This window comes from uncultured Salinicola sp. (assembly GCF_937921195.1).
GTDB lineage: Bacteria > Pseudomonadota > Gammaproteobacteria > Pseudomonadales > Halomonadaceae > Salinicola.
Map to the genome: position 1 here is coordinate 1 of NZ_CALFQK010000182.1, position 13,593 is coordinate 13,593.

Annotated in this window: 11 protein-coding genes and 1 pseudogene; 4 read left to right on the plus strand and 8 right to left on the minus strand. The window is 66.8% G+C overall.

Annotated features, from left to right (window positions below; translation table 11 throughout):
- A pseudogene (locus Q0602_RS21885) lies at window positions 1-183 on the minus strand (alcohol dehydrogenase); the annotation flags it as partial.
- Window positions 184-330: 147 nt separating this feature from the next.
- Here Q0602_RS21885 and Q0602_RS21890 point away from each other — a divergent pair.
- Both Q0602_RS21890 and Q0602_RS21895 read left to right on the plus strand, forming a co-directional pair.
- Entirely contained in the window at window positions 331-1,242 is a 912-nt protein-coding gene (locus Q0602_RS21890; RefSeq protein WP_298848000.1) for a LysR family transcriptional regulator, read from the plus strand.
- A gap of 230 nt (window positions 1,243-1,472) precedes the next feature.
- A complete protein-coding gene (locus Q0602_RS21895; RefSeq protein ID WP_298848002.1) occupies window positions 1,473-3,149 on the plus strand; it encodes a multidrug ABC transporter permease/ATP-binding protein in 1,677 nt (558 codons plus the stop codon).
- A gap of 25 nt (window positions 3,150-3,174) precedes the next feature.
- Here the strand turns inward: Q0602_RS21895 and Q0602_RS21900 are convergent, their stop codons facing one another.
- The 5 genes from Q0602_RS21900 to Q0602_RS21920 all read right to left on the minus strand — a co-directional run bounded on the left by Q0602_RS21900 (window position 3,175) and on the right by Q0602_RS21920 (window position 10,285).
- Window positions 3,175-4,095, minus strand: coding sequence for a TIGR03915 family putative DNA repair protein (locus Q0602_RS21900; protein ID WP_298848004.1), 921 nt, complete (start codon window positions 4,093-4,095; stop codon window positions 3,175-3,177).
- A gap of 26 nt (window positions 4,096-4,121) precedes the next feature.
- On the minus strand, window positions 4,122-5,381 hold the full coding sequence (locus Q0602_RS21905) for a putative DNA modification/repair radical SAM protein (RefSeq protein WP_298848006.1): 1,260 nt from the start codon (window positions 5,379-5,381) through the stop codon (window positions 4,122-4,124).
- 121 nt (window positions 5,382-5,502) lie between these two features.
- Window positions 5,503-7,611, minus strand: a complete 2,109-nt coding sequence (locus Q0602_RS21910; RefSeq protein WP_298848008.1) for an ATP-dependent DNA helicase RecQ — start codon at window positions 7,609-7,611, stop codon at window positions 5,503-5,505.
- Window positions 7,608-9,359, minus strand: coding sequence for an MFS transporter (locus tag Q0602_RS21915; RefSeq protein ID WP_298848010.1), 1,752 nt, complete (start codon window positions 9,357-9,359; stop codon window positions 7,608-7,610). The genes Q0602_RS21910 and Q0602_RS21915 overlap by 4 nt, the downstream gene beginning before the upstream one ends.
- Window positions 9,360-9,517: 158 nt before the next feature.
- On the minus strand, window positions 9,518-10,285 hold the full coding sequence (locus tag Q0602_RS21920) for an ATP-binding cassette domain-containing protein (protein WP_298848012.1): 768 nt from the start codon (window positions 10,283-10,285) through the stop codon (window positions 9,518-9,520).
- Between the two features lie 150 nt (window positions 10,286-10,435).
- Between Q0602_RS21920 and Q0602_RS21925 the strand changes: the two genes are divergently transcribed.
- Together Q0602_RS21925 and Q0602_RS21930 are read left to right on the plus strand one after the other, a co-directional pair.
- A complete protein-coding gene (locus Q0602_RS21925) occupies window positions 10,436-11,668 on the plus strand; it encodes a hypothetical protein (RefSeq protein ID WP_298848014.1) in 1,233 nt (410 codons plus the stop codon).
- Complete coding sequence (locus tag Q0602_RS21930) at window positions 11,665-12,138, plus strand: GNAT family N-acetyltransferase (protein WP_298848016.1); 474 nt, start codon at window positions 11,665-11,667, stop codon at window positions 12,136-12,138. The genes Q0602_RS21925 and Q0602_RS21930 overlap by 4 nt, the downstream gene beginning before the upstream one ends.
- A gap of 19 nt (window positions 12,139-12,157) precedes the next feature.
- Here Q0602_RS21930 and Q0602_RS21935 read toward each other — a convergent pair whose 3' ends face one another.
- Window positions 12,158-12,670, minus strand: a complete 513-nt coding sequence (locus Q0602_RS21935) for an RNA polymerase sigma factor (RefSeq protein WP_295037835.1) — start codon at window positions 12,668-12,670, stop codon at window positions 12,158-12,160.
- Window positions 12,671-12,849: 179 nt separating this feature from the next.
- Window positions 12,850-13,593, minus strand: a 744-nt coding sequence (locus tag Q0602_RS21940; protein WP_298848024.1) for an IucA/IucC family C-terminal-domain containing protein, incomplete at its 5' end; no start/stop codon positions are given.

Below are 13,593 nucleotides of genomic sequence, written 5' to 3' on the forward strand. Positions count from 1 at the left end.
GCCGGCCGGCAGCCTAGCCAGCGTCGGCGCCATGTTGCGCCGCCACATGACATCCTGCCAGTTGATGCCGAGCGCCGCGGTCTCGATCAGGACCTCCCCGGTGGCGGGGTGCGGATCGTCGCGCTCAATGATTTCCAGAACGTCGGCGTCGCCGAAGCGTTGAAACTGTATCGCACGTGACATTGTGCACCTCAATGTATCCAGGGCTTGTCCCCGACTCTATCGACGATGGCGGACAAACACTATGCTCAAGGATCGATAGTGGTTATAACGCCTATCGATACGGCATTCGTGCCGAGGGTCGACGCCACCCGCCGAGGGGAGAGATGAATGAATCGCAGTGACCTGCGTGGGGTGGATTTCAAGCTGCTGGTGGTGTTCGAGACCCTGATGCAGGAGCGCAGCGTCTCGCGTGCCGCGGAGCGGCTGTTCCTGGGGCAGCCCGCGACCAGCGCCGCGCTGTCCCGGCTCAGGGATGTCTTCGGCGATCCGTTACTGGTGCGCACCGGCCGCCAGATGGTGCCGACCGCCCGCGCCGAGCAGATCTACGAACAGCTGCAGCCGGCTCTCGATGCGATCTCCAACGTCCTCAGTCGCACCAGCGAGTTCGACCCGGCGACCAGCGAAGCGGTATTCCGGGTCGGATTCAGCGACGACATCGAGTTCGCCCTGCTTCCGGCGCTGCTCAAACGGCTGCGGACCGAGGCGCCGGGTATCGTGCTGGTGGTGAGGCGCGCCGATTTCCACCTGATGCCGCAACTGCTCAACACTGGCGAGGTGACCGTCGCGGCCGGCTATGCGCGAGACCTGCCGGCCAACGCCAAGCAGAAGATCCTGCGCCACAGTCACGCCCGGGTGTTGCGGGCGGACAGTCGTCCGGGGGCGCTGACCCTCGACGACTATTGCGAGCGGCCCCATGCCCTGGTTTCGTTCGATGGCGATCTCAACGGCTATGTCGACGACCTGCTCGCCAAGCAAGGGCGCAAGCGTCGCATCGTGCTGGCGGTGCCACAGTTCAACAGCCTGGCCTCGCTGCTGCGGGATACCGACATGGTGGCCACCGTGCCCGATTATGCCGCCGAGGTGCTGGCGGCGCAGGGCGGGTTGCGGGTCGATGAACTGCCGCTGGAACGCCCGCCGTCGCCGTTGAGCATGGTGTGGCAGAGCGTCTACGACAACGATCCCGCGGAGCGCTGGCTGCGTTCGCGGATCCAGATGATGTTCTCCGACAGCGATGACTGAGTGAGCGTCGGGCGGGGCCGGTGACCTCTCGCCGAGGGTATCCTCTCGCTTGACTTCGCCAGTGAAGATCAGAATCATTCGCGCCTGCGGTTCGCCGTCGATCATCGGCGCCGTCTCTCTCGTTCGACGCCCGACAAGCGCTTCCGACCTGGCTGTTGCCGCGAAATACGGCGGCGAGTGCGTCATGCTTGCGGCGAACAACGAACCCCATCGCCGGCTACGGAACCCGAATGGAACTACTGCGCGTCGTCTTTCGTCACTATCGCTGGCCGTTCATCGGCGTCATGCTGCTCAGCCTTCTGAGCGCGGCGCTGGGGATCGGCGTCATCGCCTTCATCAACCACTACCTGATCGTCACCGATCCGGGTGGCGGTGAAATCAGTGCGGTCACCGCCCTGCTGCCGTTCATCGGGCTGGTGGCACTGCTGCTGGCGGTGACGCTGGGGTCGCAGCTGGCGTTGACGACCCTGGGGCACCACTTCGTCTACCGCCTGCGCGGCCGGCTGATCAAGCGCATCCTCGACACCGATATCGAACGTCTCGAGCAGCTCGGCAGCGCCCATCTGCTGTCGTGCCTCTCCAGCGACATCCGCAACGTGACCATCGCCTTCGTGCGCCTGCCGGAACTCGTCCAGGGGATCGTCATCACGCTGGCCTCCGTCGGCTATCTGTTCTGGCTATCGCCGCCGCTGCTGCTGGTGACCGCCATCTGGATCGCCGTGACCATGCTGGTCGGGTGGTGGCTGGTCTCGAAGGTCTACCACCATATTCGGATCACCCGCGCCACCGACAGCCGGCTCTACCAGGACTACGAGACGATCATCCACGGCCGCAAGGAGCTGGCGCTCAATCGCGATCGCGCCCGTCACCTGCTCGAAGAGGTTTACGACGCCGACGCCCGAACCTACCGGGATCACATCATTCGCGCCGATACCTATCACCTGAGCGCCGGCAACTGGACCAACATCATGATGCTCGGCGCCATCGGCGTGGTGTTCTTCCTCGCCAATGGCCTGGGCTGGTCCAACACGGCCGTCGCCGCGACATTCTCGCTGACGCTGCTGTTCCTGCGCTCGCCGCTGATCCAGGCCGTCGGCGCGACGCCGACGCTGATCACCGCGCAGGTGTCGTTCGACAAGCTGCGGGAACTGGCGCTGGCGGAGTACCGCGAGGCGTTCGACCTGGTCGAGACGCACAGCGAGTGGCAGGTGCTCGAGATGCGCGACATCCGCTATCGCTACCCGGCCAGGGCGGGGCGGGACGGATTCGCCGTCGGGCCGATCAACCTGCGCCTGGAACGTGGCGAACAGGTCTACCTGATCGGCGGCAACGGCAGCGGCAAGTCGACGCTGGCCAAGCTGCTGACCGGGCTCTATCGACCTCACTCCGGGGAGATCCGCATCGACGACGAGGTCATCGGCGAGTCGGACTGGCACCGTTACCGCCAGCGCTTCTCGGCGGTCTATACCGACTTCCATCAGTTCGACCGGTTGATGGGGCCTCGTGGCGGCAGTGCCGATCCCGCCTTGCTGGACAACTGGCTGCAGACCCTGCAACTGGCGAAGAAGCTACAGCTCGACGACGGCAAGGTGCTCGATACCGAACTCTCCCAGGGGCAACGCAAGCGCCTCGCGCTGTTGATGGCGCTGGTCGAACAGCGCCAGATCCTGCTGCTCGACGAGTGGGCCGCGGACCAGGACCCGCAGTTCCGGCGCGCTTTCTACCGTGAACTGATGCCGCGTTTCCGGGAACTGGGCATCACCGTCTTCGCCATCAGCCACGACGACCACTATTTCGCCCACGCCGACCGGCTGCTGGAGATGCGCGATGGTCATCTGCGCGAGCTGACCGGCGACGAGCGCGAGCTGGCCAGCCGAGATGCGGTGGCGCGGATCGGCACCTCCTGACTGGCCGCGCGGTGTCGCTCGCCGTCTAGCGCTCGTCGTCCGGCGATGGCTGGGGGAGGGCGGACCTGCCGCCCGGGAGCGCCTTGCCCTTGCGCCGGCCCACGCTGCTCTCCTGGGCCAGGCGTTGCCCGCCATGGCGCGTCCTGGCCTCCAACGCCGGAATCAGGTCGCCCTCGCTGAGATGGCGCCAGAACCGCTGCGGCATGTGCTGGGTCATCACCCTGTGATTGAGGCGTGCGGGATTGAAGGTGCTGACGAAATAGGTTCGCCACAGGGCGTGCTCCTCGTCGGCGTTGGCGCGCTCGGCGGCCGTCCGGGCCTCTTCGGTCCAGGTCGTCGGGCAGGGAGCGCGATAGTCCAGCGCCGAGCCATCCCAGCACACGCCACCCTGGGGCGTGGCGATGATCCAGCGTGAACCGTCCATGCGGTCGGCAAAGTGCTCCGCGCCCAGGTCGAGCACGTCATGGGCGGGCTCGAACCACGCCACGTAGCGTTCACCCCGGGCATCGTCGCGGCGATGGAAGCGCAGGAACGCGTGCATGTGATGCGCTTCCCGCTTGACCGCGTGCCAGCGCTGATGCAGCACGCGGCCATCCCTGTCGGCGGGATGCATGGCCGCGGCGTCGCCCTGGGCCCATCGCCACAACACCCGGTACAGCAATGGCCAGCGCGGCTGGTCGTGGCCGTCCTCACGATAGCGCGCGGCGTTGCCCAGCAGCGTCAGCTGGTCACGACCGATCCGGATCGCTGCCGGCGTGGAGCCTGGCAACCTCGGCGGCGGCTCCAGCGAGGAGAAGAGGTCGTCATGGCCGTCGTTGCCGTCGTGCCAGGTCACACTGGCCGGCGGCATCCCGGCATGGAGCAGTCGGCGCGCCTGGGCGCGCCACTCGTCGAAATCGTTGGCCCAGGCAGCGCAGGACGGCGTGAGCGGCGAGGCATTGGGCATGGCGGTATCTCCTGCGGAAGGCGGCGCTACCACAGCGCCATCTGCGCCGGCTGGGGTTGGGTCAGGCTCTGGCGCAGGCGAGTGCTGTCGCGCTGGGCATCGGCGGGGCGGTAGTCCTGGGTCACCACGAAGGGCCGCAGGGTCTCCAGGCGACACCGCAGCGCCACCAGGTCCTGATAGCGGATGCGCCGCAGCCGGCGCAGATCGACCAGCCGCTGGACGCTGCGCAGACCGATGCCCGGAATGCGGGCGATCATCGCCGGCTCGGCGCGGTTGAGGTCCACCGGAAAATCGTCGCGGTGGGCCAGCGCCCAGGCCAGCTTGGGATCGATCTCCAGGTCCAGGTTGCCCGGTGCATTCAGCAACTCCTCGGCCTGGAAGCCGTAGCCACGGATCAGGAAGTCGGCCTGGTAGAGCCGGTGCTCGCGCAGCAACGGCGGCGCGGCCTGGGGCAGCCCTGCGGGGCGCTCGGGAATCGGGCTGAACGCCGAGTAGTAGACGCGCTTGAGGCGAAAGTCGCGATAGAGGTGCTGGGCGGACTGGAGGATGGTGCGATCATCGGTGGCATCGGCACCGACGATCATCTGCGTGCTCTGGCCGCCGGGCGCGTAGCGTGGCGCCATGCGCTTGGGGTTGGCGCTGCGCGGCAGGCGCTTCGCGTCCCTCTCGGCAGCGTCGTTGGCGGCATCGATGCGCTGGCGCATGTGGCCCATGGCCGAGTGGATGGTGCCGAGCTCCTTTTCCGGAGCCAGCGTCTTCAGGCTGGTCAACGTCGGCAGCTCGATGTTCGCGCTGAGCCGGTCGGCGTAGCGCCCGGCTTCCTCGAGCAGCTTGGGGTCCGCTTCCGGAATCGCCTTGAGATGAATGTAGCCCCGGAACTGATGCGTCTCGCGCAGCAGCCTCGCCACCTGGATCAGTTGCTCCATGGTGTAGTCGCTGGAGCGAATGATCCCTGAGCTCAGGAATAGCCCGCTGATGGTGTTGCGACGGTAGAACGACAGCGTCAGCCGGACGACCTCCTCCGGCGTGAAGCGCGCCCGCGGCACGTTGCTCGAGCGCCGGTTGACGCAGTACTGGCAGTCGAACAGGCAGAAGTTGGTCAGCAACACCTTGAGCAGCGACACGCAGCGCCCGTCCGGGGTGAAGCTATGACAGATCCCCATGCCGTTCGACGAACCGAGCCCCGTCTTGCCGCGGGACGAGCGCTGGGGCGCGCCGCTGCTGGCGCAGGAGGCATCGTACTTGGCGGCATCGGCGAGGATGGAGAGCTTGTCGATCAGTTCCATGCGGCAATCCTGTGGCCTGTCTCGAATACTGTCTGGATATACAGTATTCGAGAACGCCGGGATCGACAAGGTGGATCGCCCGAATCCGAGGCTGGCGTCGGGGCCCGAATGGTCGAAGCGGTCAGCCTGGGTGGGCTATCCGTCCCTCGATCCACGCCCTGACTTCGGGGTAGGGTCGCTGCTCGTGGACGCCGAACCCGTTCAACTGCCGCGCCTTGAGCGGCGTGAACACCGGCATCGACAGCCCGCACAGGAAATGGGCGATGCGCTGCGCGCCGGGCGACGTCCCGAGCTGTTCGCGGTGGCGTTCGATGAACGGCCCGGCCTGGCGGGTGAAGTCGGCATCGGTCAGCTCGGGCAACGGCGGCGCTCCCGGCAGACGCGCGACATGGCCGTGGCAGACCGAACAATGGCCGCAGCCTCGGGCGGCTTGAACAGGCTGGCCGCAGCCTTGGGCGGCCTGGACTGAGTGTCCGCAGCTTCGGGCAGTCTGAACGGTCTGGCCGCGGCTGCGGTCCGCCGGGGCGTCATCGTGCTCGAACCGCGTGTCGCCGAAGTAGGCGGCGAGCCGTCGGGTCAGGCAGGTGTCCGATTCGAACAGGTCCAGCATGGCCTGGAGGCGGTCGATCTCCGCCTGCTCCCGGGCTTGGCTCTCCGCCAGCAGTCGGTCGGTCAGGGCGTCGATGTCGAATTGGGGCTGGCGCACCTCGTAGACGTCGGTCATGCGTTTGCCTTCCAGCACCACCCAGCCCTTGTCCTGGAAGTACTCCAGCGCGGCGATGACCCTCGCGCGCGAGGCGTCGAGTCCCGCCGCTTCGCCGGCCCGATGGAGTCGCTCGAAATCCACCGTGCCCCAGGTCTTGGCGATGGCGATGTTGTCGACGAGCAGGCGTACGAAGTCGGCGCGCTCGCCCTCGAAGCGCGCGACCAGGTTGGCGGTCTCGTCGAGATAGCGCAGTCGGTACTCGGCCAGGTAGGCGAAGCGGGGCACGATGACGCCATGCATCTCGAGCCGTACCAGCAGCGTCTTCAACGGCAGCAGCCGGACGTTGCTGTCGCGGGAGAGCGTATTGAGCAGCACCGGCCACTGGCGCGTTGGCTGCCGGCCGGCGTCGGCGATCTCGCTCAGCACGTGGCGGATACCCTCCCGCTCCGGCGTGTCGCCATAGACGAAGTTCTCGAGCACGCGCAGGCCGTCGCGACCGGCCAGCATCAGGCAGCGCGACGGCTTGCCGTCACGCCCGGCGCGCCCGATCTCCTGGCTGTAGTTCTCGATCGACTTGGGCAGGTCGTAGTGAATGACGTTGCGGATATCGCCCTTGTCGATCCCCATGCCGAAGGCGATGGTGGCGACGATGCAGGGAATCTCGCCGTCCATGAAGCCCTGCTGGATCCGGTCCCGGGTCTCGCTGTCGAGGCCGGCGTGATAGGCGCGGGCCGAAAGGCCCCGGCTCGCCAGCGCCCCGGCCACCGACTCGGCGGTCTGCTGCAACGTGACGTAGACGATGGTGGGCGCTTCTCGGCCAGGCTGCTGCTGCGGGACGAGCCAGTCGACCAGCGCCGGCAGGCGGCGTTCGCTCTCTACCGGCTGCACCAGCAGCTCCAGGTTGTCGCGATAAAAGCCGGTGGTGACGACATCCTCCTCGGCGATGGCGAACTTGGCGCGCATGTCGTCGATTACCGCGGGCGTGGCGGTGGCGGTCAGCAGCAGCGCCTGGGGGATGCCGAATTCGCGCTGGTAATCCGGCAGCTTCAGATAGTCGGGCCGGAAATTGTGACCCCACTCGGAGATGCAGTGCGCCTCGTCGATCACCAGCAGCGAGATCGCCACCTGACGCAGGAAGTGGCGAAAGCGCTCGTTCTTGAGCCGCTCCACCGACACCATCAGGATCTTCAGCTCGCCGCTGCGGGCGCGCTCCATGATCTCGCGGGCGGTGTCGCGATCCTGGGTCGAATCGAGGCTCGCGGCCGCCACCCCGTGGCGCTGGAGAAAGGTCAACTGATCCTGCATCAAGGCCAGCAGCGGCGAGACCACCAGGGTGAGATACGGCAGGTGAAGCGCCGGAAGCTGATAGCAGAGTGACTTGCCGGCGCCGGTGGCGAAGATCGCCGCGGTGGAGCGACCGGCGATGACGCGCTCGACGACGGCCTCCTGGCCGCCGCGAAAGGCCGGGAAGCCGAATACGTCGAGCAGGGTCTCGCGGGCGCTTTCGATATTCGCCTGGGTCATGTTCTCTCCTGGGGCCACGGCGCGGTCGTATCCAGCGAACGGTCCTCGGCCGACTCCTCGGTGGGCGGTTCGGTTTGGTGTGGCGTCAATGCCGGCTGGGCGTGCCGCGACGAGCGATAGCTGACGCCGTGACGCAGGCGCGGCGCCTCCGGGCCGCTGTGCAGCGCGGTGACCCGATCGATGATGGCGCGGTCGGCCAGGGTCAACCGATCCAGCATGCGCAGATGTTGCAGCCAGTTGGGCACCAGGAAGACCTCCTGCCACAGGTCGCGATCGACGACATCCCGATAGAGCGACCAGCGCTTGGCGCCGTTGCGCAGCCGTAGCCGGCGAAGCGGGCGCACCGCGCGGGCGAATTCCCGCAGGTGGTCACCGTCGATGCGGTACTCGACGGTCACCATCACCGAGCCCCGCGCTGGGTCGAACTCGAAATCGGGGCGATCGGTGTGGGCTTCCGGTGCCTCGACCAGATCGCCGGCGTCCAGGTTCGGCAGCCTGGAGGGAAGCAGCAGCAGCGCCGAGACGATCAGCAGGGTGCCGGCCAGCATCAGCGCCATCTGCACCCCCAGCCCGTCGGCCAGTTGCCCCCACAGCAGCGAGCCCAGGGTCAGCCCGGCGTAGAGGGCGGTCTGGTACAGTGCCAGCGCGCGCGCCTTGACCCAGTCCGGCACCAGGATCTGTACCGAGGAGTTGTAGGACGCCACCGCCGCGATCCAGCAGCTGCCGCCGACGATGAGTGCCGGGAACAGCACCCACAACGTATCGAGACCGCCCAGCGCCAGCATCACCAGACCCAGCAGCATGGCGGAAAAACTGATCAGGCGGCTGCTGCCGACCCGCTGGCGTGCCCGGTTGACCAGGGTGCTGCCGGCGATGGCACCGATGCCAAGGCCCCCGAGCATGTAGCCGTAGAGCGAGGCACTGCCGCTGGGATGCTGATGGGCCAGCAGCGGCAGCAGTGCCCACAGCGCGCTGGCGGAGATGCCGAAGATGAACGAGCGCATCATCACCAGCCGGGTGACGCTGGAGTACTGGACGAAATGCAGCGCCGCCTTGACCCCTTCCCAGATCCGTTCCGGCGGCAGCGACTTGGGCAGCACGGCACGCTTCCAGCGCCACAGCGCGGCGATCAGCCCGCAGAAGCAGAACACGTTGAGCAGGAAGATCCACGCCGGACCCACCGCAGCCAGCAGCAGCCCGCCGATGGCCGGGCCGATGGCGCGGGCGGCGTTGTAGTTGACGCTGTTGAGCAGCACCGCGCTCGAGACCAGATTGCGCGGTACCTGTTCGTTGACCGCCGCCTGCCAGGCCGGCGTGGTGATCGCACCGCCGATCGAGACGCACAGAATCGAGGCGATCAGCAGCGCCGGCGAGAGCAGGTCCAGAAAGGCTATCGCGGTGACGAACAGCCCGCCGAGCACTTCGATGCCCAGCCCGAACAGCATCACCTTGCGGCGATCGTAGTTATCGGCGATCACGCCGGTGACGATCGACATCAACACCAGCGGCAGCGCCGCCGCGACCTGGATCATCGCCACCGCCACCGCGCCGCCGTCGTTCGAGGTCACCACCCAGGCCGCCGCCACCGACTGCGCCCACACCCCGAGGTTGGCGAACAGGTTGGCGATCCAGATCATGCGGAAGGCAGGAACGCCCAGCGGGGCGAAGGTGCTGACGTCCGCCGGGCGTGGCGGGGCCTGCTCGGGTTCGAGGGTCAGGTCGCTCTGGCGGGAAACGGGTTGCAGCATGACGAGCTCGCAGACAGGAGGCGAATCGGAAGGCACGACCGGGCGAGCGGACAAGGCCCAGCGCTAAAGGTTAGCATCCTGTCTATGATAGCGAGCGTCCAGTGCTATCGCTTACCGGCAAGCCACATGTCGATCAGGGATAGGTGTCGGCGTTGCGGTTACTGCAGCACCGCGATGGGGCAGGCGTCGGCGGGGTGGTTCATGACCCGCATGGGAATGCCGTAGATGGCTTCCAGGTTGGTATCGTTCATCATGCTGGCGGGTGCGCCTTCGGCAAGCAGCTTGCCGCTGTGCAGCGCGACCAGATGATCGCAGTAGCGCGCGGCCATGTTGACGTCGTGGAGCACGATGATCACGCCGAGACCCAACTCGCGACACAGCTTGCGCACCAGCGCCAGCACTTCGACCTGATGGGCGATGTCCAGCGCGGCCAGCGGCTCGTCGAGCAGCAGGTAGCGGCTGCCCTGGGCCAGCAGCATGGCGAGCCAGACCCGTTGCCGCTCGCCGCCGGAGAGGGTATCGACCAGGCGGTCGGCGAAGGCTTCGGTATGGGTCAGGGCGATGGCGCGTTCGATCTGCTGATGGTCATGGCCGTTGAGGCGGCCCAGCAGGCCATGCCAGGGGTAGCGGCCGAAACCGATCAGTTCGCGGCAGGTAAGGTTCTCGGCGCTGGGCAGATGTTGCGGCAGGTAGGCGACGTGGCGAGCGAATTCTCGGGGCTTCCACTGCGACAGCGGCCGGCCATCGAGCCGGATGCCGCCCTGGCTGACCGGCTGCTGCTGCGCGAGCAGCTTCAGCAGGGTCGACTTGCCGGAACCGTTGTGCCCGATCAGGCCGTAGACCTGGCCTTCACCGAAGGTGAAATCGATAGGCGAGAGCAGTGTCTTGCCCGCAATCTCGAAGCTCGCCGACTGGACTTCGAACATGGCAGGGGCAACCTCGCGGTGAGTGGTGGGTCACGTGATGGAATGCAATCCTAATTCAAATACGAACGGTTATCAAAGGCGGTTGTCGCCGTTTATCGTCTGGCAGCGTCCGTTGACTGCCGAATATCCCTATCCCAGGAGCGCGAGCCCATGAAAGTCTGGTTGTCGATCTTGCTGTTTGCGCTCGTCGGCGCGGGCGTGCTGTCCGCCGTCGCCTCCCACGAACCGTTCGAACCGCGGCTGGTGAAACTGGAAACCCAGCGGGCGCTGCCGTCGCTGGCGGATGGGCTGGCCGGGGAGTCGGCGGAGATCAATGCGCTCTTCCTGAGCTACGCCGATGAGCCGGCGCTATGGGCCAGCGCCTGGCTGGCGATACGCAATCACGGCGATCTGGCCCGCGAGGCGCTGGTCGATTACGGGCTCGATCCGGCGTTCCAGCGGGTGCTGGTGCGCTACGGTGCGGATGCGGTGCTGCCGGTGGTCTATTACCGCGACCATGACATCGCCACGCTGCGGGCGCAGCACTGGCTGGGAACCCGCTATCGTGAGGCCAGCGAGCAGCTTGACCGCTGGTGGGGCGAGGACGAGGAGAGCGAGTCTCGAGACTCGTCCGGTGCGGCCAAAAACGCCAGTCAGGCCGAAAACGCGATCCCAGAGGAAAGCGACAAGGCCGACACATCGCTGACGCCCGCGCGCCGCGGGCAGATCGCCATCGCCATTCTCGACGCCAAGGGCCACGCTTTCCTGCAGCAGTTCGTGGTCGATCCCGACGGCGAGGTGCGCTGGCTGCAGAGCGAGCGCGTCGTGAGCGACCTCGGTGATCTCTTCACCAGCGGCCTGCGCGATCTGGAGAGCCAGTGGCGACGCGGCGAGGCGATCGGGGCTGCCGATATCGGCTGGGCAGGTGTCGACCTGCTGGTGATGGCCAGCGCGGTCAAGGTGCTGCGTGCCGGACGCGCGGCCCGCGTGGGCGCCGCCGAAGGGCAGGGCGCACGGGCGGCCGGGCGCGGCGTGCTGGCCGGTGGCGGGCGCTTCGCCACGCTCTCGCGGGCCGCCAGGGTAGCGGCGATCACCGGCACCGCCTACGTGGTCGTGCGTCATCCCAGTCTGGTCAGCGCGCTGGGGGCCAACGTCGCGCGGTGGCTGGGCTGGCCGGTATGGCTGGGGCAGTTCCTGCTCTGGTTGGTGGTGCTGTTGCCGCTGCTGATCGTCGTCCGGTTCGTCTATCGCTGGTTGCTGGCGCCGCTGCTGTGGCTGTTGGTGTCGTTGCTGAGAGCGACCTCGAGAACGCCGAGATGGCTGATGAAAAGGCAGCGGTCGCCTGGCGATGGCACACTGCGTGATCGACCGGAAAACGATGCGAGAGTGGATCCCACGTTATGAAACACGACACCTGTGATGATGAAGAAGCCTATCGCCTGGTTTTCGAGCCGCCCGATATCGAGACCTATATGCGGCTCCGCCGCGAGGCCGGCATGAACCCGCGCAGTACCGCCGGTGCCGCGCGGGGCCTGCCCGGCAGCCTGTTCGCCGTGCAGGTCGTTCACGAAGGCGAATCTGGAAACGAGACGGTGGGCATGGGCCGCGTCGTCGGTGATGGCGGCTGCTTCTATCAGGTGGTGGATATCTCCGTGCAGCCGGCGCACCAGGGGCGTGGCCTGGGCAAGCGGATCGTGGGCGAGATCCGCGCCTATATCCTGCGCGAGGCGCCGGATAACGCCTTCGTCAGCCTGCTGGCGGACGGCGAGGCCCACCGGCTCTACGCCCAGTTCGGTTTCAAGCCCACCGCGCCGCATGCCATCGGCATGGCGTGGTATCCCGACCGAGCCGGCCATCGGTCGGCCGAAGGCTGACTGGCCGATCGCCGGGCGATCAGTGGCGTGACTCGCCGTCCAGCGCCTCCAGCTCGTCCTGGCAGCGGGTCATCGCCTGGGCGATGTAACGTCCCGCCATGCGCTCCGAGACGCCGAGGCGCTGGCCAATCTCGCGCTGCGTCAACCCTTCCAGCCGGTGCCAGATCAGTGCCTGGCGCAGCCTGGCCGGGAGTGCACCCAACGTCCGCGTGAGCTGATGGACACACTGTCGCTGGCAGGCATCGGTCTCCGGGCAGACGCGCGGACAGACCAGTACCGGCTCCAGCGCGTCGATGGCGATCAGTTCGGGATGCTGGCGGCGCCGATGGTCGATCAACAGATTGCGAGCGATACGGAAGAGATAGGCGCGGGGATTGTCGAGCACCCGGCGCACAGGCGCGTCGAGCAGACGCAGGTAGGCGTCATGACAAAGATCGGCGGCCTGGTCCCGTGAACCCAGTTGGCGATCGAGAAAGCCGAGCAGCTCATGGTGGTGCTGACGGTAGAGGGATTCGAACATTGCTTCGCGCATGATGGCGGCCCCGAGGGCAGGACGACAAGAAGTGCCGCGATCATGGCAAAAATGAGAATCATTAGCAATAAAGGGTGTAGGCAATAAGTGCCTACTGGCAACCACTCATGTTGCCGTCGTCGCAGGCCGGGCGCGGCGAGGCGCGCGCCCGGCCGTGGCAACGTGTCCGCCTGGGCGGTTCAGGTCGATGCCACCCGCACTTCGCGCTCGCCGTTACCTTCGTTCGAGGCAGCGGGAGTGGGTCGGCAGGCGGCGATGGGATTGACCAGCGTACCGGCGAACTGCAGGTTCTTCGACGGATCGGCGAGGTCGATCATCTGGCGGTTGTTGCGCAGCTGCAAACGGTTGAGGCACGACAGCGTGAATTCGGGCGCGAACAGGTCGAAGCGTTCGAACTTGTCGGCGAATTGCGGGTGTCGCCGCTGGTAGTCGATCACGCACGCCGCCACCAACTGCCAGAAATCGTCCTCCTGGAGCTGGTTCGAGGCCACCAGGATCTCGGCGAGGAAACGGAAGAAGCAGTCGAACAGATCGGTGAAGATCGACAGGATCTTGAGGTGCTCCGGTACCTCCACCGCAATGCGGCGGGCCGCTTCCGGCAGCGACTGGCCGTTGTCGAAGATGCCGGTCTCCTCGCCGATATCCTTGAGGATCGCGCCGACCGGCACGTGATCCTCGAGCTGCAGGATCAGGTTCTCGCCGTGGGGCATGAACACCAGGTCATGGGCGTAGAAGCAGTGCAGCAGCGGTGTCATGTAGGCCGCCAGATAGCGCTCGATCCAGCTGCGTGCGCCGACGCCGGAGGCGTCGATCAACGCCGGCAGCAGCGCATCGCCATCGGCGTCCCGGTGCAGCAGCGCAGCCATGGTCGTCAGCCGCCGATGGGGCGCGATGCGGGTATAGGGGCTCTCCCGCCACAGGCA